This is a genomic window from Pseudomonas sp. CJQ_9 (assembly GCF_043106615.1).
Lineage (GTDB): Bacteria > Pseudomonadota > Gammaproteobacteria > Pseudomonadales > Pseudomonadaceae > Aquipseudomonas > Aquipseudomonas juntendi.
In genome coordinates, this window is record NZ_JBICMS010000090.1 from 135,590 (window position 1) to 161,354 (window position 25,765).

Sequence of the window (25,765 nt, forward strand, 5' to 3'; positions counted from 1 at the left end):
CTCCAGCCAGGATGACGCGATGAACCGAGTGTTGTACCCGGGTACTTTCGACCCCATTACCAGAGGCCACGGCGACCTGGTCGAGCGTGCTTCGCGCCTGTTCGACCACGTGATCATCGCAGTGGCGGCCAGCCCGAAGAAAAACCCGCTGTTCCCGCTGGAGCAACGTGTCGCGCTCGCCCGTGAGGTCACCAAGCACCTGCCCAATGTCGAAGTCATCGGCTTCTCTTCGCTGCTGGCGCATTTCGCCAAGGAACAGGGCGCCAATGTGTTGCTGCGCGGCCTGCGTGCGGTTTCCGACTTCGAATACGAGTTCCAGTTGGCGAACATGAACCGGCAACTGGCACCCGATGTGGAGAGCCTGTTCCTGACGCCTTCGGAACGCTATTCGTTCATTTCCTCGACCCTGGTCCGGGAAATCGCCGCATTGGGCGGTGATATCAGCAAATTCGTCCACCCTGCGGTGGCCGAGGCACTGACCGAGCGTTTCAAGAAACAAGCCTGACCGCCTGATTGTCGCGCCCGCGTGCACTGCGGGCGCGAATGCGGCACAATTGTGCCCATTGCGTTGAACATGCCCGGGCGCTGAGCCCCGGCCGGAGTCCCCATGTCCCTGATCATTACCGACGATTGCATCAATTGCGACGTCTGCGAACCCGAGTGCCCGAACGAGGCCATCTCCCAAGGCGAAGAGATCTACGTGATCGACCCCAACCTGTGCACCCAGTGCGTGGGTCATTACGACGAGCCGCAGTGCCAGCAGGTCTGCCCGGTCGATTGCATCCCGCTGGATGAGGCGCACCCGGAAACCGAAGAGCAATTGATGGCCAAGTACCGGCGTATTACCGGCAAGGCCTGAACCCTCAGCCCTGCGCGGTTTCTGTAGGAGCGGCCTTGCGTCGCGATGGGCCGCACAGCGGCCCCGGCGGTTTCTGCGCAAAAGCCGAAGTTTCTGCGCAAATGCTGGTTTCTGCGCAAACGCTGAAATTTTGGGGGCGCTTCGCACCCCATCGCGACACAAGGCCGCTCCTACAGGACGGCAATCACCTGTAGCCTCAGCGCTGGCAGCGTGGGCAGAACACGCTCGCCCGCTGCCCCAGTTTCACTTCGCGCAGCTCCGTACCGCATACCTTGCACGGCTGCCCAGCCCGCCCGTACACGAACAGGGTCTGCTGGAAGTACCCCGGCTGCCCGTCACCGCCGATGAAATCGCGCAAGGTGGTACCGCCCTGCTCGATCGCCGCCGCCAGTACCCGCTTGATCTCGATCGCCAGCTTCAGGTAACGCGCCCGGGAAATCCCCCCGGCCGCGCGGCGTGGATCGATGCCGGCAGCGAACAGCGCCTCGCTGGCGTAGATGTTGCCCACCCCCACCACCACCGCGTTATCCATGATGAACGGCTTGACCGCCATCGAGCGCCCACGGGACAGCTGGTACAGCCGCTCGCCGTCGAACAGGTCGGTCAGCGGCTCCGGCCCCAGGCGCAGCAGCAGCTCGTGGCGCAACGGGTCCTGGCTCCAGAGCATGGCACCAAAACGGCGAGGGTCGGTGTAGCGCAGCATCAGCCCCGACTCCAGCTCGATATCGACATGCTCATGCTTGGCCGCCGGCAAGCCCTGCTCGACCAGGCGCAAGTTGCCCGACATGCCCAGATGGCTGATCAGGGTGCCGACTTCGGCATTGATCAGCAGGTACTTGGCGCGCCGTTCGACAGTGACGATGCGCTGCCCCGACAGGCGCACATCGAGGTCTTCGGGAATGGGCCAGCGCAAGCGCCGGTCACGCACCACCACGCGGCTGACGCGCTGGCCTTCCAGGTGCGGCGCAATACCGCGCCGGGTGGTCTCTACTTCGGGTAATTCCGGCATGTGTCAGTGCCCGCCTAACTCACGAATGTTCTGCTTGAGGTTTTCGAAATCGTAATCCGACAGGCCAATGTAATCGAGCACCAGCGGGCCGACCACACGCCATTCGTGGTCGACTGCCTGATTGCCCAGCACCCGGTAAGAGGCACAGATATGCTCGGCCATCTTCAGCACCGCCAGCAGGTTTTTCAGCTGGCTCTGGGTGTTGCGCGCGGTGTCGTCGCGGAACACTGCCAGGGCATTGTGGTGGTTGGCGATGGCGGCAGTGAGGTGCTCCGGCAGGCGCCAGGACTTGGCGGTGAAGTAGCCGACCACCGAATGGTTGGTATTGAAGGCGCGGTTTTCGGTATCCACCACCCGCGTTTCGCCGCTGGCCTTGGCATAGGCTTCTTCCAGCACCTCCATGTAGTTGGGGAAGCGCTTGAGCATCAACGGCACGCCACAGTCGTGGAACAGGCCCAGGGTGTAGGCCTCGTCTGCGGGCTGGATACCGGTGCGCTTGGCCAGGGTCAGGCAGGTCATCGCCACATCCTGGGCGGTATCCCAGAAGCGGTTGAGGGTGACGATGGTCTCGTCGCTCATCTCGCCTTTGATCGACTGGGCATTGATCAGGTTGATGATCGAACGGCTGCCCAGCAGGTTCACTGCGCGCTGGATCGAACCGATCTTGTTGGACAGGCCAAAATGCGGCGAATTGACCAGCTTGAGCAGGGCGCCGGACAGGCCTGGGTCCTGGGAAATCAACTTGGCGATGGTTTCCAGGTCCGGGTCAGGCATGTACTGCTCGAACTGCAGGTCAACCATGATCTGCGGTTGCGGCGGGATGGTGATGCCTTGCAAGGCTTGCTGGATCTGTTCGGCGCTGAGTTCTTGGGACATACGTGCACACTCGTTTAGGACGAGGAATTCTAACCCAGGTGGCGGTGCCGGCGCTTTGTCGTACCTCGAACCGAAGTACCGGCCAACAGGGTATAATCCCGCTCTTTTTTCCCGGAGCGACGTCATGTCCCTGCCCAGCCTTCGCCTCAAAGCCAATGCCGACCGCCGCCTGCGCGCCGGCCACCTGTGGGTCTACAGCAACGAAGTCGATGTCAGCGCGACCCCACTGCAAGGCTTCCAGGCCGGCCAGCAGGCCATTCTCGAGGCGGCCAACGGCAAACCGTTGGGCATCGTCGCACTCAGCCCGAATAACCTGATCTGCGCACGCCTGCTGTCGCGCGACATCAAGCTGCCGCTGGACAAGTCGCTGCTGGTGCACCGCCTCAACGTCGCCCTGTCGCTGCGCGAGCGCCTGTTCGACCAGCCGTGCTACCGCTTGGTCTATGGCGATTCCGACCTGCTGCCAGGGCTGGTGGTCGACCGCTTCTTCGACATCCTCGTGGTGCAGCTGGCCTCGGCCACCATGGAAGCGCACAAGGACGACGTGATCGCTGCCCTGGTGCAAGTACTCAAACCCAGCGGCATCCTGTTCAAGAACGATTCCGCCGCCCGCGACGCCGAAGGCTTGCAGCGCTATGTCGAGACCGTCTACGGCGAGGTGCCGGACTGGGTGCCGCTGGAAGAGAACGGCGTCAAGTTCGAAGCTCCGGTGCGTGAAGGCCAGAAGACCGGCTGGTTCTACGACCACCGCATGAACCGTGCGCGCCTGGCGCCGTACGTCAAGGGCAAGCGTGTGCTCGACCTGTTCAGCTACATCGGTGGCTGGGGCGTGCAGGCCGGTGCTTTCGGCGCCAGCGAAGTGTTCTGCGTCGATGCCTCGGGCTTTGCCCTGGATGGCGTGGAGCGTAACGCCGCGCTGAACGGCATCAGCGAAAAGCTGACTTGCATCGAAGGCGATGTGTTCGAAGCCCTGCGCGAACTGAAGGCTGCCGAAGAACGCTTCGACGTGATCATTGCCGACCCACCCGCTTTCATCAAGCGCAAGAAAGACCTGAAGAACGGCGAGGCCGCCTACCGCCGGCTGAACGAACAGGCCATGCGCATGCTGAGCAAGGACGGCATCCTGGTCAGCGCCTCGTGCTCCATGCACCTGCCCGAGGACGACCTGCACAACATTCTGCTGACCAGCGCCCGCCACCTGGACCGCAACCTGCAGCTGCTCGAGCGCGGCGGCCAGGGCCCCGACCACCCGGTGCACCCGGCCATTGCCGAAACCCGCTACATCAAGAGCATCACCTGCCGGTTGCTGCCCAACAGCTGATCAGTGAGGGCCGGGGGCATGATGCCCCCAGGCTCGTATCAGATATCCAGGACCTGCGTCGCGATCCCGAAATAAACCAGTACCCCCGCCGCATCGGCAATCGAAGTGATCAGTGGCCCACTGGCCGTTGCCGGGTCCAGCTTGAAACGGCTGAGCAGAAACGGCAGGCTCATGCCGATCATGCTGCCGACCAGCACGATCACCACCATGCTGCTGGCTACAATCAGCGCAATCTGTGGCCCGCCGCGCAGTACCCCCAGCGACGCCACGGCAACGGCCATGGTTGCCCCCAATGCCAAAGCCACGCCGAACTCACGCCCGAGCATGCGCCACCAATCGCGCATGCCCACCTCACCCGTGGCTAGCCCCCGCACCATCAACGTCGCAGACTGGGCGCCGGCATTGCCGCCGCTGTCTACCAACAACGGCAGGAAGAACACCAAGGCAATGTTCGCAGCGATGGTCTCTTCAAAGGCCGCAATGCCTGCACCGGAAAACAGGTTGCCAAATACCAGCACCACCAGCCACAGCACGCGCTTGCGGTAAAGCAGCCCGAGGGTTGCGTCCCGAAGATTGCCAATGTGGTTGGTGATCGAAGCGCCTTTGTGGAAGTCTTCGGTCGCCTCGCGCCGCTGCGCCTCAAGGGCTGCGTGGGCGTCCGGCTGAAGGAGGTTCTTGTCGATTTGCTGTTGCATGCAATTCTCCAGGCGCCGACCCAGGCGCCTGGGACTTCAGCCTCGCGAGCTCAAGCCTTCGGCGGCCCTGGCGGCGACGCGCTCAGTGCCAGATAGCAGGTTCGTGATGAACCGGTTACTGGGAAGGTCCATTGAGGGATATCTCGTGATACCGCACATGCGGCGGCCGAATGATAGCCAGGCGGGGTAGGCCGGTCAGCCCCTTCGGCACCCTTTCAGAAGCGTCCTACAAACATCGACCGTTTAGGCCAAAGCCACCGTCCAGACACATCGCCATTCCCTCGCCGCGCCAGCGGTGTAGAATCGGCCTATTCATCGCCAGTCATCCCCGGCGGGTTTATGAGCTCTGGCCAAGCACGCGGCGATCCCGTGGTGTCTTCGGCCTCATCCGTGCCAGTGGCAACCGGCCTGCGGCGCAAAGGACCACAGAAGCTCACTTCCCTTTACGTGACCTGATTCAGCCGCCAGGAGTGTTTCATGCCTGATTACCGTTCCAAGACTTCCACCCAGGGCCGCAACATGGCCGGCGCCCGTGCCCTGTGGCGCGCCACCGGCATGAAGGACGAAGACTTCAAGAAACCGATCATCGCCATCGCCAACTCGTTCACCCAGTTCGTCCCCGGCCACGTGCACCTGAAGGACCTGGGCCAGCTGGTCGCGCGCGAAATCGAACGCGCCGGTGGCGTAGCCAAGGAATTCAACACCATCGCGGTCGACGACGGCATCGCCATGGGCCACGACGGCATGCTGTACTCGCTGCCCAGCCGCGAGATCATTGCCGACGCCGTGGAATACATGGTCAACGCCCACTGCGCCGATGCCATTGTGTGCATCTCCAACTGCGACAAGATCACCCCTGGCATGCTGATGGCCGCCCTGCGCCTGAACATCCCGGTGATCTTCGTCTCGGGCGGCCCGATGGAAGCCGGCAAGACCAAGCTGGCCAGCCACGGCCTGGACCTGGTCGACGCCATGGTCATCGCCGCCGACTCCAGCGCATCCGACGAGAAAGTCGCCGAGTACGAGCGCAGCGCCTGCCCGACCTGCGGTTCGTGCTCCGGCATGTTCACCGCCAACTCGATGAACTGCCTGACCGAAGCCCTGGGCCTGGCCCTGCCGGGCAACGGCTCGACCCTGGCCACCCACTCGGACCGCGAGCAGCTGTTCCTGACGGCCGGGCGCACCATCGTCGAACTGTGCAAACGCTACTACGGCGAGAACGACGAATCGGTACTGCCACGCAGCATCGCCAACTTCAAGGCGTTCGAGAACGCCATGATGCTCGACATCGCCATGGGCGGCTCGACCAATACCATCCTGCACCTGCTGGCCGCTGCTCAGGAAGGCGAGGTAGCCTTCGACCTGCGCGACATCGACCGCCTGTCGCGCAAAGTGCCGCAGCTGTGCAAAGTGGCGCCCAACATCCAGAAGTACCACATGGAAGACGTGCACCGCGCTGGCGGCATCTTCAGCATCCTCGGTTCGCTGGCCCGTGGCGGCCTGCTGCACACCGACCTGCCGACCGTGCACAGCCGCAGCATGGAAGAAGCCATCGCCAAATGGGACATCACCCAGACTGACGACGAAGCCGTGCACACCTTCTTCAAGGCCGGCCCTGCCGGGATCCCGACCCAGACCGCATTCAGCCAGTCGACCCGCTGGGAAACCCTCGATGACGACCGCGAGAACGGCTGCATCCGCAGCTTCGAGCACGCCTATTCGCAAGAAGGCGGCCTGGCCGTGCTGTACGGCAACATCGCGCTGGATGGTTGCGTGGTGAAGACCGCCGGTGTCGACGAGTCGATCCACGTGTTTGAAGGTACCGCGAAGATCTTCGAAAGCCAGGACAGTGCCGTGCGCGGCATCCTCGCCGACGAAGTGAAGGCCGGCGACATCGTGATCATCCGCTACGAAGGCCCGAAAGGTGGCCCGGGCATGCAGGAAATGCTCTACCCGACCTCGTACCTGAAGTCCAAAGGCCTAGGCAAGGCCTGCGCCCTGCTGACCGACGGCCGCTTCTCGGGTGGCACCTCGGGCCTTTCCATCGGCCACGCTTCGCCGGAGGCTGCTGCAGGCGGCGCTATCGGCCTGGTGCGCGACGGTGACAAGGTACTGATCGACATCCCCAACCGTTCGATCAACCTGCTCGTCAGTGATGAAGAGCTGGCTGCGCGCCGTGTAGAGCAGGACAAGAAAGGCTGGAAACCGGCTGAAGTCCGCCCGCGCAAGGTGACCACCGCACTGAAGGCTTATGCGTTGCTGGCCACCAGTGCCGACAAGGGTGCTGTACGTAACAAGGCGATGCTCGAAGGGCTGTAAGGCTTCGATAGCATGAATGGAAAACCGGCGCATTGTGCGCCGGTTTTTTTATGCCTGCACCGGGCTCTTCGCGGGCTCGCCCGCTCCCACAGGGACCGCACAGCATCTGAAAGTCATGCAATGCAAGTGGGAGCGGGCGAGCCCGCGAAGAGGCCGGCCCACTCTACACAAGCCTTACTGGATCTGCTCCGGCGTCACAACCACCCAGTTCTTGTCCGCCGTCACCGGCAACCCTTCTTTGGCCTGCGCCGCTGCATGTTTGGCAATCATGCCGTTCAACTGGTCCATGTACTTGGCCTTGCGGTTGATCCACAGGTGGATACCGCCCTTGCCGACGTCTACCCCATGAAACTGCATGTAGCCATCACTGGTTGGCGTGTCGCCGCCCACCAGCACCGGCTTCTTCCACTCATCGATGTAAGTAAGGATCGCCGCCTGCTTGCCCGCCATCCAGGTGGCCGGGGTCCACAGGTACGGGGTCAGTTCCAGCCCTTCGTTGGCTTTGGCGTCGTAGTGCCCGGCACTGATCTGCTTGCGCGCGGTGGTCAACTGGCCATTGGCGCGGTCCTTGAGCAACAGGCTCACGCCAATCACATTCTGCGGCTTCACGTTGTAGCCGTATTTGGGGTCCGAGGCCACCATGCGCACCAACTCTTCAGAGGCGGCCGAAATCACATAGACCTCGATGCCGTTTTCCATCAGCTTGTTGTACAGCTCGGCCTGGCCCTTGAATACCTTGGGCGGCTGCACGTCGATCGCCTTCACCTGGTCGCCATCGTAATAGGTGCTGGGAATCGGCTGGGTCGAAGCCATCAGTTCGTCCACCTGCACCTTCAACGCCTTGAGGGTGAAGCCGGAAAACACCTGGGCGACCCACGGGTAGCACACCATGTCGTCGATTTCGCACAACCGGTAGTAGTAGCTGAACAGGCTTTCCTTGTGCTCGGCGGTGTCCTTGAACGGTATCAGCTTCAGCGACGGGTCGAGCTTGTCACGGCTCAGCAACCCTTTGTTTTCCATGAACGGCAGCAAGGCTTCTTCCAGGTCATAGCGGTAACTGGTGTTGTCCATGTCGAACACCGCATAGTTACCTTTGTTGGCATTGGCAGCGATCATGCTGTCGAGCTGCCTGGCCGCCTCGGCAGGCCAGTGCTTGAGCTCGGTGGCGAAGGTTTCGATACTGAACAGCAGGGACAAGCCGATAGCGGCAGCTTTCACGGCGACTTTCATGTACGAATCTCCTGAAATGATCTACCAACGCTAGTGCAACCCGACCGATGGGCGGCAGTCCACACCGACGTTCAGGCAGCAGTAAACGCCGTGTTCATTGCAATTTGCGACATAGCGTTATTCCATAAACGACTATGCACATTCCATTTGGGTATAAAGTCGTTTGTTTTCAGGCTGTTAGCATTTCCGTTCGCAATCGCTCACAGAGGCGATGCCACCTTTTGCTTTCTCTGCTGGAGCTTCAATGAATCTGCCGCTGTCACTCAACCTGCTGGCATTCCTGGCCCTGTTGCTGGGCCTGGCACAAACCCGCCGCACCGACTGGAGCCTGGCCAAGAAGGTCTTGCTGGGCCTGGCGCTGGGGGTACTCTTCGGTCTGGCTCTACACACCGTGTATGGCGCCGGTCACCCCGTGCTCAAGGCCACCATCACCTGGCTCGACCTGGTGGGCAATGGCTATGTGGGCCTCTTGCAGATGATCGTCATGCCACTGATCTTCGCCTCGATCCTCAGTGCCGTGGCGCGCCTGCACAACGCATCGTCGCTGGGCCGTATCAGCGTGCTGAGTATTGGCACCCTGCTGCTGACCACAGCCATTGCCGCGTTGATCGGCATCGTGCTGACCAACCTGTTCGGCCTCAGCGCCGAAGGCCTCGTGGCCGGCGCCCAGGAGAGCGCCCGCATGCAGGTTATCCACAGCGACTATGCGGGCAAGGTCGCCGACCTCAATATCCCGCAGTTGCTGTTGTCGTTCATCCCCAGCAACCCGGTAGGCGACCTGGCGCGGGCCAAGCCGACGTCGATCATCAGCGTGGTGATTTTCGCCGTGTTCGTCGGCCTGGCCGCCCTGCAACTGATCAAGGACGACGCGGAGAAAGGCGCACGTGCGCTGTCGGCCATCGACACCCTGCAAGCCTGGGTCATGCGCCTGGTGCGGGTGGTGATGAAACTGACCCCATATGGCGTGCTGGCCCTGATGACCAAGGTGGTAGCCAGTTCGAACATGGAAGACATCCTCAAGCTGGGCAGCTTCGTGGTGGTGTCCTACCTGGGCCTGGCCGTGATGTTCGTGGTTCACGGCATCATCCTGGCCGCCACCGGCGTCAGCCCGCTGCGTTTCTTCCGCAAGGTGTGGCCGGTGCTCACCTTCGCCTTCACCAGCCGTTCCAGCGCAGCCAGCATTCCGCTGAACATCGAAGCGCAAACCCGCCGCCTGGGTGTGCCGCAGTCGATCGCCAGCTTCAGCGCCTCGTTCGGCACCACCATCGGCCAGAACGGCTGTGCGGGGCTCTACCCCGCCATGCTGGCGGTCATGGTCGCGCCTGCGGTTGGCATCGATACCTTCGACCCGCTGTGGATCGCCACCCTGGTGGCCATCGTCACGCTGAGTTCGGCGGGGGTTGCCGGCGTGGGCGGCGGCGCCACCTTCGCCGCGCTGATCGTGTTGCCGGCCATGGGCTTGCCGGTGGAACTGGTGGCGTTGCTGATTTCGGTCGAGCCGCTGATCGACATGGGCCGTACCGCGTTGAACGTGAATGGCTCGATGACCGCGGGCGTGGTCACCAGCCAGTTGCTGAAAGAGACCGACAAGAACGTGCTGGCCGACGATGAACACGCCGAGCTGAGCCATACCTGACAGATTGCTGCGGCCCCTGTGGGAGCAACTGTCTTGTATTGCCTGGGCTGGCCTCATCGCCGGCAAGCCAGCTCCCACAGGTACCGGGCAGATCTCAAGCTTTGCATCGTCTCGGTGGGCGCTGGCTTGCCGGCGATGGGCCGCAACGCGGCCCCCAGAAATCTCAAACCCTGTCCCAAACCTCGAAGTGATACCCAGGCTTGCCTTCTTCACCCTGTGCCTCGCTCGACACCAGCTTCCACTGCCCCTGGTCGAACTCGGGAAACCAGGCATCCCCCTCTGGCGCTAATTCCACCCGCGTCAGGTACATGCGGCTGACCAGCCCTTTCTCCAGCGCCTGCCCATAGAGCTGCGCCCCGCCAATCAGCATCAGCTCATCGACGCCTTTTTCGCGCGCCCACTGTTCGGCCCGCACCAGCGCCTGCTCCAGCGAGCCGAAGACTTCGGCGCCCTGCAGCTGCAGCCCAGGCTGCCGGCTGACCACGATATTCAACCGCCCGGGCAGCGGCCGGCCCAGTGAGTCCCAGGTCTTGCGCCCCATGATGATCGGCTTGCCCAGGGTAGTGGCCTTGAAGTACTTGAAATCCCCCGGCAGATGCCAGGGCATGGAGTTGTCGATGCCGATCACACGGTTCTCGGCGTGAGCCGCGATCAGGCTAAGGGGGAGTGATGTATTCATGCCAGCGAGGATAGCACCGGGCGTGTGGGTTATGCTTCTGCCCTGACCTGTGCAATGGAAGACCTTGTGACCGCACCGACTCCACTGGACAAACGCTGGCTGACCGAAGCGGTCCGCCTGCGCGAAGAACACGCCGGCCTGCTGGAAGACCAGGCCGCCAACCGTCATGCGCGCCAGCGCGGTGGCGACCTGGCGACGCGCATCGAAAGCCGGGCGCTGTTCCTGGCCGAACGCGACGGCATGGCCACTGCCCTGCGCCACTGGAAGCAGGGGGCACGCCTGGCGTTGCTGGCCCTGCTGCTGCTAGCCGTGCTCAGCGGCGCAGGCCTGGCCCTGGCGGCGCTTGGCGACGGCCAGCGCCCGGTCAACGTATTCTGGGCGTTGGGCAGCCTGCTGGGGCTGAACCTGCTGACGCTGCTGGGCTGGGCCATTGGTTTTGCCCTCAGTGGCGAACACGGGGCGGGGTTGGGCCGTTTGTGGCTATGGCTGAGTGAGCGCTTCGCCCGCGACGCCAAGGCCGCGCACCTGGCCCCGGCACTGCTGGTACTGCTGCAGCGCCAGCGCCTCAACCGCTGGCTGCTGGGCCTGCTGGTACACAGCCTGTGGCTGCTGGCGATGCTCTGCGCACTGGGCATGCTGCTGGCTCTACTGGCCACCCGTCGCTATGGCTTCGTGTGGGAAACCACCCTGCTCGCTGCCGACCCGTTCATCCAACTTACCCAGGCGCTGGGCGCGCTGCCTTCGCTGCTGGGCTTTACCGTGCCCGACGAGGCCATGATCCGCGCCAGTGGCGACAGCCAGCCGGCCCTCGATGTGGCGCGCCAGGCCTGGGCCAGCTGGCTGCTCGGCGTGGTGCTGGTATACGGCCTGCTGCCGCGCGCGCTGCTGGCCGGGTTGTGCCTGTGGCGCTGGCGCCAGGGTCGTCAGCGCCTGACCCTGGACCTGAGCCTGCCGGGTTACGCCCAACTGCGCGAAGCGCTGATGCCGCGCAGCGAGCGCATCGGCGTGCAGGACGCGGCCCCCGAAGCGTTGCCAGGGTTCGCCGCCGAGCAGTTGCAAAGCGCCAGCAGCGGCGCCCTGCTGGTGGGCCTGGAACTGGACGACCAGCGGCCCTGGCCACCCCGCCTGCCCCCAAGCGTGACCGATGCCGGCGTGCTCGACAGCCGCGAGTCGCGCAACCGCCTGCTCGAGCAACTCAGCCGCTTTGCGCCGGCACGCCTGGCCATCGCCTGTGACCCGCGCCGTTCCCCCGACCGTGGCAGCCTGGCGCTGCTCGCCGACCTGGCACGCAATGCTGGCGCCACAAGGGTCTGGCTGCTGCAGGCAGCACCCGGCCAGGCGCTGGACGCTCGGCGCCTGGGCGACTGGCATGAAGCCCTCGAGCGGCTGGGCCTGCCCTATGCCGACACCTCACCGCTGACCTGGCTGGAGCATGGCCATGACTGAGCCGCTGAAATTGGCCGTGGTCGGCCACACCAACGTTGGCAAGACCTCGCTGCTGCGCACCCTGACCCGCGACGTGAGCTTCGGCGAGGTGTCCCACCGCCCCAGCACCACTCGCCATGTCGAAGGCGCGCGGCTGTCGGTGGACGGCGAACCGTTACTGGAGCTTTACGACACGCCAGGGTTGGAGGACGCCATCGCCTTGCTCGACTACCTGGAGCGGCTGGAGCGCCCGGGCGAGCGCCTGGACGGCCCTGCCCGCCTCGAGCGTTTCCTGCAAGGCAGCGAAGCGCGCCAGCGTTTCGAGCAGGAAGCCAAGGTGCTGCGCCAATTGCTGGCCAGCGACGCCGGCTTGTATGTGATCGATGCGCGCGAGCCAGTGCTGGCCAAGTACCGCGACGAACTGGAGGTGCTGGCCAGTTGCGGCAAGCCACTGTTGCCAGTGCTCAACTTTGTCGCCAGCCACCAACACCGCGAGGCGCAATGGCGCGAAGCCCTTGCCCGGCTTGGCCTTCACGCGTTGGTACGGTTCGACAGCGTAGCCCCACCCGAGGACGGCGAACGCCGCCTGTACGAAAGCCTGGCCCTGCTGCTGGAAAGCGCCCGCCCGGCCTTGCAACGGCTGATCGACGACCAGCAGGCCCAACGCCTGGCCCGCCAGCACAGCGGCAAGCGCCTGATTGCCGAACTGCTGCTGGACTGTGCTGCCTGCCGGCGCAGCGTCGACGCCGAACCGGCGGCCGAAGCCCGGGCCATCGAAGCGCTGCGCCAGGATATTCGTCAGCGTGAGCAACGGTGTGTCGAAGCCCTGCTCAAGCTGTATGCCTTCCGCCGCGACGATGCCCACGCCAGCGACCTGCCGCTGCTGGATGGGCGTTGGGGGGATGACCTGTTCAACCCCGAAACCTTGAAGCTGCTGGGCGTACGCCTGGGCAGCGGCGTAGCCGCCGGCGCAGCGGCAGGTGCCGGGGTCGACTTGCTGGTTGGCGGGCTTACCCTGGGGGCAGCGGCACTGGCAGGGGCGCTGGCCGGCGGTGCGCTGCAGACGGCGCGCAACTATGGTGCGCGCTTGCTGGGCAAACTCAAGGGCAAGCGCGAGTTGACCGTGGACGATACCGTGTTGCGCTTGCTGGCCTTGCGTCAGCAGCAGTTGATGGTGGCCCTGGATAACCGCGGGCATGCAGCGCAGGACAGCATCAGGCTGGGTGAGCTGGATGAAAAGGCCTGGCGTGAGGGCAAGCTGCCAGAGGCACTTGTCAGGGCGCGGGCGCATCCACAGTGGTCCACCCTGAACCCGGGGGCGAAGCTGAACCAGGCCGAGCGCCAGGAACAGCTGGAGGCGCTGGTGTCTCAGTTTTGAACGGGCGGCGAACCTGAACCGCCCCATACGCACCAGGCAGGCCTTTACTTGCGCAGCAGGCGCAAACCGTTGAACACCACCAGAAGGCTCACGCCCATGTCGGCAAATACCGCCATCCACAGGGTGGCCATGCCGGCAAAGGTGATCGCCAGGAATATGGCCTTGATACCCAGCGCCAGGACGATGTTCTGCAGCAGGATCGCCCCGCTTTGCCGCGACAGCCGAACGAAGGCCGGGATTTTCCGCAAGTCATCGTCCATCAGCGCCACATCGGCGGTTTCGATGGCGGTATCGGTGCCGGCCGCGGCCATGGCGAAACCGATCTCGGCACGGGCCAGTGCCGGCGCATCGTTGATGCCGTCACCGACCATACCCACCCGGTGGCCCTGGGCGTACAAGGCTTCAATGCTTTGCAGTTTGTCGGCCGGCAGCAGGTTGCCCTCGGCGCGGTCGATGCCTACCACGGCGGCAATGGCCTGCGCGGTGTGCGGGTTGTCACCGGTCAGCATCACCGTCTTGATGCCCAGCTCATGCAGTTCGGCGATCGCCTGACGGCTGCTTTCCTTGACTGTGTCGGCCACTGCAAACAGCGCCAGCGGGCCGCTGCGGTCGAGTAGCAGGACCACGGTCTTGCCCTGGCGCTCCAGCCCATCCAGGCGGGCCTCCAACTCTGGCGAACACAGCCCCAGCTCCTCGACCAGGCGGTGATTGCCCAAGTGGTAGACCTGGCCGTCGATGGTGCCACGCACGCCCCGCCCGGCCAGGGCGGCAAAGTCATCGACCTCGCTCAAGGCCAAGCCTTGCTGCCTGCCGAACTGGGCGATGGCTCGCGACACCGGGTGGTCCGAACGCTCGCCCAGGCTGGCGGCCAAGGCCTGGGCGCGGCCTTCGAACAGCGGCGCCAGCACCTCGGCGTCGGTCTGGGCAGGTTTGCCATGGGTGATGGTGCCGGTTTTGTCCAGGGCCAGGAAGTCCAGGTGGCGGCCGCCTTCCAGGTAGATGCCCCCCTTGACCAGAATACCCTTGCGCGCAGCGGCGGCCAGGCCACTGACGATGGTCACCGGGGTGGAGATCACCAGGGCGCACGGGCACGCCACCACCAGCAGCACCAAGGCGCGGTACACCCAATCGAACCAGGCACTTGCCATGAACAGCGGCGGCACCACCGCCACGGCCAAGGCGATGGCGAACACTACCGGCGTGTAGATGCGCGAGAAGCGGTCGACGAAGCGCTGGGTCGGCGCCCGTGCCCCTTGCGCCTGCTCCACAGCCTTGATGATCCGGGCCAGGGTCGATTGCCCGGCAGTAGCGGTCACGCGAAACTCCAGCGCCCCTGCCTGGTTGATGGTGCCGGCAAACAACTTGTCGCCGACCGCCTTCTCCACGGGCAGGCTTTCACCGGTGATCGGCGCCTGATCGACGCTGGATTGCCCACTGAGCACTTCACCGTCCAGGCCAATGCGCTCGCCAGGGCGCACCCGCACCTGTGCACCGATGGCTACCTCGCGCACTGGCACTTCACGCCACTGGCCATCGGCCTGCTGCACCGTCGCCATGTCCGGCGTCAGTTGCATCAGGCCGCGGATGGCATTGCGCGCACGGTCTAGCGAGCGGGCCTCGATCAGCTCGGCGATGGTGAACAGCACCATCACCATGGCTGCCTCCGGCCACTGCCCGATCAATACCGCACCCGTGACGGCGATGCTCATCAGGGCGTTGATGTTGAGGTTGAGGTTCTTCAGGGCAATCCAGCCCTTTTTGTAGGTGCCCAAACCGCAGCCGAGTATGGCTGCGAGTGCCAGCGCGGCCACCACCCACTCCGGTGCAAGCGCAGAGAAGTGCACGATTTCCGCGGCGATTGCCGCAGTACCCGCCAACGCCAGCGGCCACCAACGGGTTTTCGCCGGTGCCGATGCGCTGGCGCTGCCGTCGTCTTCAACGCCCAGCGGCTCGGCTTTCATGCCCAGGCTGTCGATAGCCCGCTCGATTTCGGCGGTACCACCCAAGGTGTGGCGCACGCCAAGCACGCGGTTGATCAGGTTGAATTCCAATTGCTCGACGCCAGCCAGCTTGCCGAGCTTGTCCTGGATCAAGGTCTGCTCGGTGGGGCAGTCCATGGCCTCGATGCGGAAGCGGCTGAGGCGCGCGTGGCCACTGGCCTGCTCGCTCAACTGCACCAGCGCCGGCGCAGCTTCGGCACTGCAGCAGCTGTGCCCATGGGCAGCATGGCCATGGTCGTCTTCGCCATGGGCATGATCGTGGCGGTGACCGTGCTTGTGATCGTGGCTGACAGGCTGGTTCATGGGGGGTCCTTAAAGTGAGCCTGTTGCCAAGTGAACACCCTGTAGCCACTATAGGGTCAAGCCATTAGCGGGGAATTTGGTAATGAAGATCGGTGAACTGGCCAAAGCCACTGACTGTGCGGTAGAAACCATCCGCTATTACGAGCGGGAAAACCTGCTACCCGCACCTGCGCGCAGCGACGGCAACTACCGCCTCTACACCCAGGCGCATGTCGAGCGGCTGACGTTCATTCGCAATTGCCGCACGCTGGACATGACCCTCGATGAAATCCGCAGCCTGCTAAGCCTGCGCGACAGCCCGGGTGACGCGTGCGGCAGCGTCAACGCGCTGATCGACGAGCATATCGAGCATGTGCAGGCGCGCATCGACGGGCTGGTAGCGTTGCAGGCGCAGTTGGTGGAATTGCGCCTTCGCTGCAGCGCACAGGGGGCAGAATGCGCGATCTTGCAGCAACTGGAGACCAATGGTGCGGTAACGGTGCCAGAGACCGAGCGCTCGCACGTGGGCCGCAGCCACGGGCATTGAGGAACACGATCTCCCGTAGGAGCGGCTTCAGCCGCGAACACCGGCAAAGCCGGTGCCAGCCACCGCGTCGCCTGCTTCGCGGGCACGCCCGCTCCCGCTGGTTAGGGTGCTGGCTTCAAGCTCACGCTGCAGATGTACGAGTGGCCTTGTGTCGCGAAAGGGGCGCAAAGCGCCCCCGGCCATCCCAGGACCTACACCGCCATCGGCGCTGTCATCGGCGCATGGTGCTCATAGCCTTCCAGCCAGAAATCACTCGGCTCGATCTTCTCCAGCCACTCGGGCTCGTACTTGCCCGTTTCGGCAAACGCCGGCACCCGGTCACTGATCACCAGCTTCGGCGCTTCCAGCGGCTCGCGCTTGAGCTGCTCGTTAAGCATGTCCAGGTGGTTTTCATAGACGTGGGCATCGCCGATAAAGTAGGTGAACCAGCGCGGGGTGTACCCGGTCAGGCGGCCGAACAGGGCCAGCAGCGCCGCACCTTCGGTAAGGTTGAACGGTGTACCCAGACCCAGGTCGTTGGAACGGATGTAAAGCGTCAGGGAGATTTCCCTGGTCTCGACATTCGGGTGGAACTGGTACAGCAGGTGGCACGGCGGCAGCGCCATCTCGTCCAGCTGCGCGCAGTTCCAGCCGTGGAACAGGATGCGCCGGCTGCCCGGGTCGTTGGCGATGGTGTCCAGGCACTGGCGCACCTGATCGATAGCCTTGTACAGGATGACGAAGGAGACACCGTCTTCCTCGTCCTGAGCAATACGGCGGAAGCCCGCCTGCTCGGCCATGGCGATAGCGGCGGGGTTGCCCAGCGGGATGCGCTTGTAGCCAGGCCACTGGCGCCACTGCACGCCATATATTTCACCAAGGTCATCATGGCCCTGGCGGAACGGGTTGGCCAACCACTGGGCGTTTTCGTTGGCATTCTGGTCCCACACCTTGCAGCCCAGCTCGCGGAACTCACCGGCGTTCTTCACGCCGCGCAGGAAGCCGACCATCTCGCCGATCGCCGACTTGAACGCCAGCTTGCGCGTGGTAATGGCCGGGAAGCCCTTCTGCAGGTCGAAACGCAGCATCGCACCCGGCAGGCTGATGGTGCGGATGCCGGTGCGGTTGCCCTGCAGCGTGCCGTTTTCGATAACGTCGCGGACCAGGTCCAGATACTGTTTCATGGCTTACCTGTAGCAGATACGGCAGGGGGATCGCCCCTGCCGTGGGATTAATCAGGCGGGATTCGCCGTGGGCTTGCGATTATAAGCCCACCAGATCAGGCCGAGGCCAGCAAGGATCATCGGCACGCAGAGAATCTGACCCATGGTCAGCCAGCCCCACGCCAGATAGCCCAGCTGGGCGTCCGGTACGCGAACGAACTCGACGATGAAACGGAAAATGCCGTAGAACAGCGCGAACATCCCGGACACGGCCATGGTCGGCCGCGGCTTGCGCGAGAACAGCCAGAGGATCACGAACAGAGCCACGCCTTCCAGCGCAAATTGATAGAGCTGCGACGGGTGGCGCGGCAGTTGCGCGGGGTCGCTGAAGGGCGGGAAGATCATCGCCCACGGCACGTCGGTCGGCTTGCCCCACAATTCGGCGTTGATGAAGTTGCCGATACGCCCGGCGCCCAGCCCGATCGGCACCAGCGGCGCGACAAAGTCCATCAGCTCGAAGAACGACTTGTTGTTGCGCTTGCCGAACCACAGGGCTGCCAGCATCACCCCAATGAAGCCGCCGTGGAACGACATGCCACCCTTCCACACCTCGAAGATCAAGGTCGGGTTGGCCAGGTAGGCGTGCAGGTCGTAGAACAGCACGTAGCCCAGGCGGCCACCGACGATTACCCCCATCGACAACCAGAACACCAGGTCGGAGAGCTTTTCACGGGTCCAGGTCGGGTCGAAACGGTTCAGCCTACGCGAGGCCAGCAACCAGGCGCCACCGATGCCGATCAGGTACATCAGGCCGTACCAGTGAATTTTCAGCGGGCCAATGGCCACGGCCACGGGGTCTATCTGCGGGTAAGGCAGCATGGAACTTCCTCTCGATTCAAATCAAAAAGCTGAGACCAACACAGAACAGCAGGGCTGCGAACAGGCGTTTCAACAGGCGCGGCGACAGCTTGTGCGCCAGGCGCGCGCCAAAGCGGGCGAAAAACATGCTGGTCACGGCAATGCCGACCAGCGCCGGCAGGTACACGTAACCCAGGCTGTGGGGCGGCAAGTGCTGCTCATGCCAACCTAGCAGCATGAAGCTCAAGGCACTGGCCATGGCGATCGGCAGGCCGCAGGCAGAAGATGTGGCCACTGCCTGTTGCATGGGCAGGCTGCGCGAGGTCAGGAAAGGCACGGTCAGCGAGCCACCCCCAATGCCGAAAATGGCCGAGGCCCAACCGATCACCCCACCCGCGCCAACCAGCACAGGCTTACCAGGCACACCATGGCTGGCCTTGGGCTTGAGGTCCAGGGCCATTTGCGCGGCGATGACCAGTGCGAAGACACCAATGATCTTTTGCAGGAGCGGGCCCTGGATCAGCGAGGCGGTCTTGGCGCCGACACCGGCCCCCAGGAGGATGCCCAGGGTCATCCAGGCGAATATCGGCCATTGCACCGCACCCTTGCGGTGGTGTTCGAGCACGGCATTGATCGAGGTGAACACGATGGTCGCCAACGAAGTACCCACCGCCAAGTGGGTCAGTACCGAGGCGTCAAAACCCTGCAGGGTGAAGCTGAACACCAGCACCGGCACGATGATGATGCCGCCGCCCACGCCGAACAGCCCCGCCAGCACGCCGGCACAGGCGCCCAACAGCAGATAGAGCACGAATTCCATTCGGCATCCCCGAGAAATCAATCCGGCATGGTAACGGAAGCCGGGTTCGAGGCTCTAGTGAAGTCTGTGTCAGGATGGATCCTGCCCGCAGCTGTGGGTACAGTGACAAAAAACACAGAGGCCTGACCGATGTGCCTGATCGTATTCGCCTGGCGGCCGGGACACGCCCTGCCGCTGATCGTCGCGGCCAACCGCGACGAATTCTACGCCCGCCCTACCCAGGCCCTGGCGGCCTGGGAGGATGCGCCCGGGGTGCATGCCGGGCGGGACCTGGAGGCCGGTGGCACCTGGCTGGGCGTGGGTCCACAGGGGCGCTTTGCGGCGCTGACCAATATCCGTGACCCGCGGCGGGCGCAGGGGCCCCGCTCGCGCGGCGAGCTGGTGGCGGGGTATCTACGGGGTGAGCTGGGGGTTGAGGCTTACCTGGACGAGGTGGCCAGCCGTAGCGGGCAGTATTCGGGGTTCAACCTGCTGGTGGGTGATGGGCGCCAGCTGGGTTACCTGCATGGCCCAGACGTGGCGCCGCGCCTGCTGGAAGCCGGGGTGTACGGGCTGTCCAATGCCAGGCTGGATACCCCATGGCCGAAACTGGTGAAGGCCCGAAGCGGGCTGCAGAGCTTGCTGGAAAGGCCGGAGCCGCCACAGTTGCTGGCGCTGCTGGCCGATGGCGAGCCTGCAACTGATGGGGAGCTACCGGACACAGGCGTGGGCATGGCGACCGAGAAGCTGCTGTCGAGTGTGTTTATTACCAGCCAGAGTTATGGGACACGCGCGAGTACTGTGCTGATTGTGGATGATCAGGGCAGAAGACGCCTGATCGAGCGTAGTTTCGGGCCGCTTGGTGGACACCTGGGGGAAGTTGAGCTGTCGGTCTGAACAGCGCCTTCGTGGGAGCGGGCGTGCCCGCGAAGAGGCCCGAACAGGCACCCCCCCCTTACAGGGTTTTATTGGCCCCAGGCCCGATCATCCGCGCCAGCCCCAGGTTTTTCAGCGCCAGCTGCAACGAGCTGTGGATAACCTGCGGGTTGTCGTGGCTCAAGGCTTCGACCAGCAGCTCCTTGGCCTTGCCCATGTTCACCTGGCGCAGCATCCACTTCACCTTGGGCAGGTTGGTGGCGTTCATCGACAGGCTGTCGAAGCCCATCGCCATCAACAGGATCGCTGCCGCGGGGTCACCCGCCATCTCGCCGCAGATGCTGACCGGCTTGCCCTCGCCATGGGCATCACGCACCACGGTGTTCAGCGCCTGTAGCACCGCCGGGTGCAAGTAGTCGTACAGGTCGGCGACCCGTGGGTTGTTGCGGTCCACGGCCAGCAGGTACTGGGTAAGGTCGTTGGAACCGACCGACAGGAAATCAACCTGCCGCGCCAACTCCTTGGTCTGGTACACCGCCGCAGGGATCTCCACCATGACGCCAACCGGCGGCATCGGCACGTCGGTGCCTTCGTCGCGCACCTCGCCCCAGGCCCGGTGAATCAGGTGCAGCGCTTCTTCCAGCTCGTGAATACCGGAAATCATCGGCAGCAGGATGCGCAGGTTGTTCAGGCCCTCGCTGGCTTTGAGCATGGCGCGGGTCTGCACCAGGAAGATTTCCGGGTGGTCGAGGGTCACCCGAATGCCGCGCCAGCCAAGGAACGGGTTGTCTTCCTTGATCGGGAAATACGACAGCGCCTTGTCACCACCAATGTCGAGGGTGCGCATGGTCACCGGCAGCGGGTGGAAGGCCGCCAACTGCTCACGGTAGATAGCCAGCTGCTCTTTTTCGCTGGGGAAGCGCTGGTTGATCATGAACGGCACTTCGGTGCGGTACAGGCCCACCCCTTCGGCACCGCGCTGCTGGGCCCGGGCCACATCGGCCAGCAAGCCGGTATTGACCCACAACGGCATGCGGTGGCCGTCGGGGGTGATGCAGGGCAGCTCGCGCAGGGCATCCAGGCCCTGGGCCAACTGGCGCTCTTCCTCGACCACGTCGCTGTACTGCTTGCGCAGCACTTCGCTCGGGTTGGTGAACACCTCGCCCTTGTAACCGTCGACGATCAGCTCAATGCCGTCGACCTTGGAGTACGGCAGGTCGACCAGGCCCATCACCGTTGGGATACCCATGGCACGGGCCAGGATGGCAACGTGGGAGTTGCCCGAACCCAGGACCGACACCAGGCCGACCAGCTTGCCTTCCGGCACTTCGCCGAGCATTGCCGGGGTCAGCTCTTCACTGACCAGGATGGTGTTGTCGGCGTAGACCAGCGACTGCGAGCGGGCCTCTTGCAGGTAGGCCAGCAAACGCCGGCCCAGGTCCTTCACGTCGGAGGCACGCTCGCGCAGGTAGTCGTCGTCCATCAGCTCGAAACGGTTGACGTGCTCGCCGACCACCTGGCGCAGGGCGCCCTGGGCCCACTGGCCGGTCTTGATGACCGCGGTCACCTCGCCGCCCAGCGCTGCATCTTCGAGCATCATCAGGTACACATCGAACAGGGCGCGCTCTTCCGGGCGCAGTTGCGTCGCCAGTTTGGCCGACAGCTTGCGCATGTCTTCGCGCACGCCTTCAAGGGCGTTTTCGAACAGCTTGAGCTCGGCGTCGATGTCATCGACGGCCTTGTCGGGCACCACTTCGAGGTCGGCAGGCGGCAGCATGACCACGGCACGCCCTACGGCAGCGCCTGGCGAGCCAGGCACGCCGACGAAACGCGCCTCCTGAATGCCCTTGCCCTGCCGGCCCAAGCCACGGATCGAGCCGGTGGCCTCGGCGTGGGCGATAACCCCGGCAAGCTGGGCGCTCATGGTGACCAGGAACGCTTCTTCGCCCTCGTCGAACTGGCGGCGCTCCTTCTGCTGGATGACCAGTACCCCGACCACACGGCGGTGGTGAATGATCGGTGCACCCAGGAACGAGGCGAACCGCTCTTCACCGGTTTCGGCAAAGTAGCGGTAACGCGGGTGGTCGGCGGCGTTTTCCAGGTTCAGCGGCTCTTCGCGGGTACCGACCAGGCCGACCAGGCCTTCGTTGGGCGCCATGCTGACCTTGCCGATGGAGCGTTTGTTCAGGCCTTCGGTGGCCATCAGCACGAAGCGATTGGTTTCCGGATCAAGCAGGTACACCGAGCAGACCTGGCTGCCCATGGCCTCCTTGACGCGCAAGACAATGATCCCCAACGCCGACTTGAGATCTTTGGCGGAGTTTACTTCCTGGACGATCTTGCGCAGCGTATTGAGCATGGCTCGGGGTCGAACTCCGTCGTCAGTCGCGCGTCAGAAGACGCGGTGCTAGCTCTTTCAGGGCGCGCCGGTATACCTCGCGCTTGAATGTCACAACCTGGCCCAGCGGGTACCAATAGCTCACCCAACGCCAGCCGTCGAACTCCGGCTTGCCGGTGAGGTCCATTCTTACCCGTTGTTCGTTGCTCACCAGGCGCAGCAGGAACCACTTCTGCTTCTGGCCGATGCACAGCGGCTGGCTGTGGGTCCGCACCAGGCGCTGCGGTAAACGATAACGCAACCAGCCACGGGTGCAGGCAAGAATTTCCACATCATCGCGTTCAAGGCCAACTTCTTCGTTCAGCTCGCGGTACAGGGCATCTTCCGGCGTTTCGTCAGGGTTGATTCCACCCTGGGGAAATTGCCAGGCATCCTGGTTGATCCGTCGAGCCCATAGCACCTGCCCGGCATCATTCGTGAGAATGATCCCGACATTGGGGCGAAAACCATCCGGGTCGATCACGGCAGCAACCTCGCAAACGCATGTCACCGCATTGTTCCACAAAGCTTGCGAGCGCAGCAACGCGCCCGCCACGCTTATGTGCCGCGGCGTGAAAACTCCTTGTTCGGTGAAGGCAAGGTGATGCAGGCAAGCGTTGGCCGCTGCTTAGTCAGACTGGCTTGGCGCCCATCAGCCCGGCGATGGACAGCAGGCAGACGCCACTGAACACCGCCAGCGCCAAGGTGAAGCGCAACCCTACCGGCTCGGCCTTGCGCAGCCGGTTCAGCCGCACCAGCAGCCACCACACGGCAAACGCACCAAGCGTATAGATGACGCTGGACGCCAGCACCCAGGTCTGCCCCAGCGGCCAACCGACCAGGTGCACCAGCCACCAGCCGGTGAACGGCATGCTTACCAGGCACAGCACCATTACCAGCCACACGAACACCAGCGGCCGGCGCAGCAGCTTGGCATAGGCCTGCGCATCGCCCTGGCGGCGGGCGCGCACGGTCCACACCGCCAGGCCCAGGGCACCCAGCAGCAGGAGTGCGGTGGCGATGATGTGCAGTGTTTTCAGGGTGGTCAGATGTTCCATGTGTGCGTTGTCCTTGAGCAGGCCTTAGGCCCAGCTTAGCTGCTCAGCCCAGGAACAGCTTGTAAGCCGGGTTCTCGGTTTCGTCCCAGTAGGGGTAACCAATCTTGGCCAGTGCCGCTGGCACCAGGTGACGCTCGTCTTCCGGCACCTGCAGGCCCGCCACCACACGCCCGTCTGCCGCGCCGTGGTTACGGTAGTGGAACATCGAGATATTCCAGCGCCCACCCAGCTTGTCGAGGAAATTGAACAGCGCCCCCGGCCGTTCCGGGAACTCGAAGCGCAGCACCATTTCATCGCTGGCGCCAGCCGAGTGGCCGCCGACCATATGACGAATGTGCAACTTGGCCAGCTCGTTGTCGGTCAGGTCCGTTACCGGGAAGCCCTGCTCGCTCAAGTGCTGCACCAAGGCTGCGCGCGGGTCGTTTTCCGGGTGGGTCTGCACGCCCACGAAGATATGCGCCTCGTCCGAGGTGTGCTTGCGGTAGTTGAACTCGGTGATCTGGCGTTTGCCAATCGCCTGGCAGAACGCCTTGAAGCTGCCCGGTCGTTCAGGAATGGTAACGGCGATGATCGCCTCGCGCTTTTCACCCAGTTCGGCACGCTCGGCCACATGGCGCAAGCGGTCGAAATTGACATTGGCGCCGGAGTCGATTGCCACCAGGGTCTGGCCGGTCACGCCGTACAGTTCGACATAACGCTTGATGCCCGCCACACCCAACGCGCCGGCAGGTTCGGTGATCGAGCGGGTATCGTCGTAGATATCCTTGATTGCGGCGCAGATTTCATCGGTGCTGACCGTGACCACTTCATCCACATGGTGGCGGCAGATATCGAAGGTGTGCTGGCCGATCTGCGCCACCGCCACGCCGTCGGCGAACAGCCCGACCTGCGGCAGCACCACGCGCTCACCCGCGGCCATGGCCGCCTGCAGACAGTTGGAGTCATCCGGTTCTACACCAATGACCTTGATTTCCGGACGCAGGTACTTCACGTAGGCGGCAATACCGGCGATCAGGCCACCGCCGCCCACCGGCACGAAGATCGCGTCCAGCTGGCCAGGGTGCTGGCGCAGGATTTCCATGGCCACGGTGCCCTGCCCGGCGATGGTGTGCGGGTCATCGTAAGGGTGGACATAGACCAGGCCCTTTTCATCCACCAGCTTCAGCGAGTAAGCCAGCGCCTCGGGGAACGAGTCGCCATGCAGCACCACCTTGCCGCCACGCGAGCGTACGCCTTCGACCTTGATCTCCGGGGTGGTCTTGGGCATCACGATGGTGGCCTTGATGCCCATTTCGCGCGCGGCCAGGGCCAGGCCCTGGGCGTGGTTGCCGGCCGAGGCGGTGACCACGCCGCGGGCCAGTTCTTCCGGGGTCAGCTGGGCCAGCTTGTTGTACGCCCCGCGGATCTTGAACGAGAACACCGGCTGCAGGTCTTCGCGCTTGAGCAGAATCTGGTTGCCCAGGCGCTTGCTCAGTTGCCCCGCGCTCTGCAACGGGGTTTCGACGGCAACGTCATAGACGCGCGAGGTGAGGATCTTCTTGACGTACTGTTCGAGCATCGGGAAAGCATCACTGGGCCGCGGGACAAGGGCTGGAAGTCTACCCCAGCGCTACGTCGGGCGACCACAGCAAAGCCGTGCGAGCCGTTATACTAGGCAACTTTGAAACCGCCCTGCCCCTTCCGGAGCCCGCATGACCCAGGACCAACTCAAACAGGCCGTCGCCCAGGCCGCTGTCGACTTCATTCTGCCCAAGCTGGATGAAAAGAGCGTCGTCGGCGTCGGTACCGGTTCGACCGCCAACTTCTTCATCGATGCCCTGGCTCAGCACAAGACCGCCTTCGACGGTGCCGTCGCCAGCTCCGAGGCCACTGCCCAGCGCCTGAAGGGGCATGGTATTGCGGTGTACGAACTGAACAGCGTCAGCGAGCTGGAGTTCTACGTGGACGGCGCCGATGAAAGCGACGCGCACCTGAACCTGATCAAGGGCGGCGGCGCAGCCCTGACCCGCGAGAAGATCGTTGCAGCAGTGGCCAAGACCTTCATCTGCATCGCCGATGCCAGCAAGCTGGTGCCGGTGCTCGGCGCCTTCCCACTGCCGGTCGAGGTGATCCCGATGGCCCGCAGCCACGTGGCCCGCCAACTGGTCAAGCTGGGCGGCGACCCGGTGTACCGCGAGGGTGTGGTGACCGACAACGGCAACGTGATCCTCGATGTGTACAACCTGCAGATCACCAACCCGGTAGAGCTGGAAGCACAGATCAACGCCATTGTTGGCGTGGTGACCAACGGCCTGTTCGCGGCGCGGCCGGCGGACCTGCTGTTGCTGGGTACTGCTGAAGGTGTGAAGAGCCTGACGGCCAATTAAACCGCTTCGCGGGTAAACCCGCTCCTACAGCGA

General features: G+C 63.9%; 23 protein-coding genes. 10 read left to right on the forward strand and 13 right to left on the reverse strand.

Going from position 1 to position 25,765, the window contains the following annotated elements; translation table 11 throughout:
* Positions 1–19 precede the first annotated feature (19 nt).
* Both coaD and ACF8SD_RS18255 read left to right on the forward strand, forming a co-directional pair.
* A complete protein-coding gene (gene coaD, locus ACF8SD_RS18250; protein WP_173891443.1) occupies positions 20–505 on the forward strand; it encodes a pantetheine-phosphate adenylyltransferase in 486 nt (161 codons plus the stop codon).
* 102 nt (positions 506–607) lie between these two features.
* Positions 608–859, forward strand: coding sequence for a YfhL family 4Fe-4S dicluster ferredoxin (locus ACF8SD_RS18255; protein WP_009683359.1), 252 nt, complete (start codon positions 608–610; stop codon positions 857–859).
* 196 nt (positions 860–1,055) lie between these two features.
* Here the strand turns inward: ACF8SD_RS18255 and mutM are convergent, their stop codons facing one another.
* Positions 1,056–1,868 carry a bifunctional DNA-formamidopyrimidine glycosylase/DNA-(apurinic or apyrimidinic site) lyase gene (mutM, locus tag ACF8SD_RS18260; protein ID WP_173891444.1) on the reverse strand — a complete coding sequence of 271 codons (813 nt, stop codon included), beginning with the start codon at positions 1,866–1,868 and terminating at the stop codon, positions 1,056–1,058.
* A 3-nt stretch (positions 1,869–1,871) separates the two neighbouring features.
* Entirely contained in the window at positions 1,872–2,690 is an 819-nt protein-coding gene (locus ACF8SD_RS18265) for an HDOD domain-containing protein (RefSeq protein WP_173891759.1), read from the reverse strand.
* Between the two features lie 178 nt (positions 2,691–2,868).
* Between ACF8SD_RS18265 and ACF8SD_RS18270 the strand changes: the two genes are divergently transcribed.
* Positions 2,869–4,065 carry a class I SAM-dependent rRNA methyltransferase gene (locus ACF8SD_RS18270; protein ID WP_054906221.1) on the forward strand — a complete coding sequence of 399 codons (1,197 nt, stop codon included), beginning with the start codon at positions 2,869–2,871 and terminating at the stop codon, positions 4,063–4,065.
* Positions 4,066–4,103: 38 nt separating this feature from the next.
* Here ACF8SD_RS18270 and ACF8SD_RS18275 read toward each other — a convergent pair whose 3' ends face one another.
* The gene (locus ACF8SD_RS18275) at positions 4,104–4,760 is read right to left on the reverse strand and encodes a magnesium transporter (protein ID WP_173891445.1); all 657 of its coding nucleotides are present in this window, start codon (positions 4,758–4,760) and stop codon (positions 4,104–4,106) included.
* Between the two features lie 477 nt (positions 4,761–5,237).
* Here ACF8SD_RS18275 and ilvD point away from each other — a divergent pair, with 477 nt between their 5' ends.
* Positions 5,238–7,079 carry a dihydroxy-acid dehydratase gene (gene ilvD / locus ACF8SD_RS18280; protein WP_009683363.1) on the forward strand — a complete coding sequence of 614 codons (1,842 nt, stop codon included), beginning with the start codon at positions 5,238–5,240 and terminating at the stop codon, positions 7,077–7,079.
* 174 nt (positions 7,080–7,253) lie between these two features.
* Here the strand turns inward: ilvD and ACF8SD_RS18285 are convergent, their stop codons facing one another.
* On the reverse strand, positions 7,254–8,309 hold the full coding sequence (locus ACF8SD_RS18285; RefSeq protein WP_173891446.1) for a haloacid dehalogenase-like hydrolase: 1,056 nt from the start codon (positions 8,307–8,309) through the stop codon (positions 7,254–7,256).
* 244 nt (positions 8,310–8,553) lie between these two features.
* On the opposite strand from ACF8SD_RS18285, the gene ACF8SD_RS18290 reads away from it, so the two are divergent.
* Complete coding sequence (locus ACF8SD_RS18290; protein WP_392483502.1) at positions 8,554–9,945, forward strand: L-cystine transporter; 1,392 nt, start codon at positions 8,554–8,556, stop codon at positions 9,943–9,945.
* Between the two features lie 163 nt (positions 9,946–10,108).
* On the opposite strand, the gene ACF8SD_RS18295 is transcribed toward ACF8SD_RS18290, so the two are convergent.
* Positions 10,109–10,624, reverse strand: a complete 516-nt coding sequence (locus tag ACF8SD_RS18295; protein ID WP_029887255.1) for a dihydrofolate reductase — start codon at positions 10,622–10,624, stop codon at positions 10,109–10,111.
* Between the two features lie 54 nt (positions 10,625–10,678).
* Between ACF8SD_RS18295 and ACF8SD_RS18300 the strand changes: the two genes are divergently transcribed.
* A complete protein-coding gene (locus ACF8SD_RS18300) occupies positions 10,679–12,070 on the forward strand; it encodes a DUF2868 domain-containing protein (protein WP_392483500.1) in 1,392 nt (463 codons plus the stop codon).
* Complete coding sequence (locus ACF8SD_RS18305) at positions 12,063–13,427, forward strand: GTPase/DUF3482 domain-containing protein (protein ID WP_173891450.1); 1,365 nt, start codon at positions 12,063–12,065, stop codon at positions 13,425–13,427. Before ACF8SD_RS18300 ends, ACF8SD_RS18305 begins: the two co-directional genes overlap by 8 nt.
* 44 nt (positions 13,428–13,471) lie before the next feature.
* On the opposite strand, the gene ACF8SD_RS18310 is transcribed toward ACF8SD_RS18305, so the two are convergent.
* Positions 13,472–15,730, reverse strand: coding sequence for a heavy metal translocating P-type ATPase (locus tag ACF8SD_RS18310; RefSeq protein WP_392483498.1), 2,259 nt, complete (start codon positions 15,728–15,730; stop codon positions 13,472–13,474).
* An 82-nt stretch (positions 15,731–15,812) separates the two neighbouring features.
* Between ACF8SD_RS18310 and cadR the strand changes: the two genes are divergently transcribed.
* Positions 15,813–16,256, forward strand: coding sequence for a cadmium resistance transcriptional regulator CadR (gene cadR, locus ACF8SD_RS18315; RefSeq protein WP_173891452.1), 444 nt, complete (start codon positions 15,813–15,815; stop codon positions 16,254–16,256).
* Positions 16,257–16,447: 191 nt separating this feature from the next.
* On the opposite strand, the gene ACF8SD_RS18320 is transcribed toward cadR, so the two are convergent.
* The 3 genes from ACF8SD_RS18320 to ACF8SD_RS18330 are packed head-to-tail and all read right to left on the reverse strand — an operon-like array spanning position 16,448 to position 19,076.
* Positions 16,448–17,419 carry a thymidylate synthase gene (locus ACF8SD_RS18320; protein ID WP_392483497.1) on the reverse strand — a complete coding sequence of 324 codons (972 nt, stop codon included), beginning with the start codon at positions 17,417–17,419 and terminating at the stop codon, positions 16,448–16,450.
* Between the two features lie 51 nt (positions 17,420–17,470).
* On the reverse strand, positions 17,471–18,277 hold the full coding sequence (gene lgt, locus ACF8SD_RS18325; RefSeq protein ID WP_009685084.1) for a prolipoprotein diacylglyceryl transferase: 807 nt from the start codon (positions 18,275–18,277) through the stop codon (positions 17,471–17,473).
* A 16-nt stretch (positions 18,278–18,293) separates the two neighbouring features.
* A complete protein-coding gene (locus ACF8SD_RS18330; RefSeq protein WP_054882076.1) occupies positions 18,294–19,076 on the reverse strand; it encodes a sulfite exporter TauE/SafE family protein in 783 nt (260 codons plus the stop codon).
* A 129-nt stretch (positions 19,077–19,205) separates the two neighbouring features.
* Between ACF8SD_RS18330 and ACF8SD_RS18335 the strand changes: the two genes are divergently transcribed.
* On the forward strand, positions 19,206–19,952 hold the full coding sequence (locus ACF8SD_RS18335) for an NRDE family protein (RefSeq protein WP_392483496.1): 747 nt from the start codon (positions 19,206–19,208) through the stop codon (positions 19,950–19,952).
* Between the two features lie 58 nt (positions 19,953–20,010).
* Here the strand turns inward: ACF8SD_RS18335 and ptsP are convergent, their stop codons facing one another.
* The 4 genes from ptsP to ilvA form a co-directional block, all read right to left on the reverse strand.
* Complete coding sequence (gene ptsP, locus ACF8SD_RS18340; RefSeq protein WP_009685081.1) at positions 20,011–22,290, reverse strand: phosphoenolpyruvate--protein phosphotransferase; 2,280 nt, start codon at positions 22,288–22,290, stop codon at positions 20,011–20,013.
* Between the two features lie 22 nt (positions 22,291–22,312).
* Positions 22,313–22,792 carry an RNA pyrophosphohydrolase gene (locus ACF8SD_RS18345; RefSeq protein WP_003249017.1) on the reverse strand — a complete coding sequence of 160 codons (480 nt, stop codon included), beginning with the start codon at positions 22,790–22,792 and terminating at the stop codon, positions 22,313–22,315.
* 148 nt (positions 22,793–22,940) lie between these two features.
* Positions 22,941–23,366 (reverse strand): DUF2269 domain-containing protein, encoded by a 426-nt coding sequence (locus ACF8SD_RS18350; protein ID WP_009685080.1) that lies wholly within the window; start codon positions 23,364–23,366, stop codon positions 22,941–22,943.
* Positions 23,367–23,409: 43 nt separating this feature from the next.
* A complete protein-coding gene (gene ilvA / locus ACF8SD_RS18355; RefSeq protein WP_009685079.1) occupies positions 23,410–24,924 on the reverse strand; it encodes a threonine ammonia-lyase, biosynthetic in 1,515 nt (504 codons plus the stop codon).
* Positions 24,925–25,057: 133 nt separating this feature from the next.
* Here ilvA and rpiA point away from each other — a divergent pair, with 133 nt between their 5' ends.
* Positions 25,058–25,732: a ribose-5-phosphate isomerase RpiA gene (gene rpiA, locus ACF8SD_RS18360; RefSeq protein WP_173891478.1), complete on the forward strand. Its 675-nt coding sequence runs from the start codon at positions 25,058–25,060 to the stop codon at positions 25,730–25,732.
* The last annotated feature ends 33 nt before the right edge of the window (positions 25,733–25,765 follow it).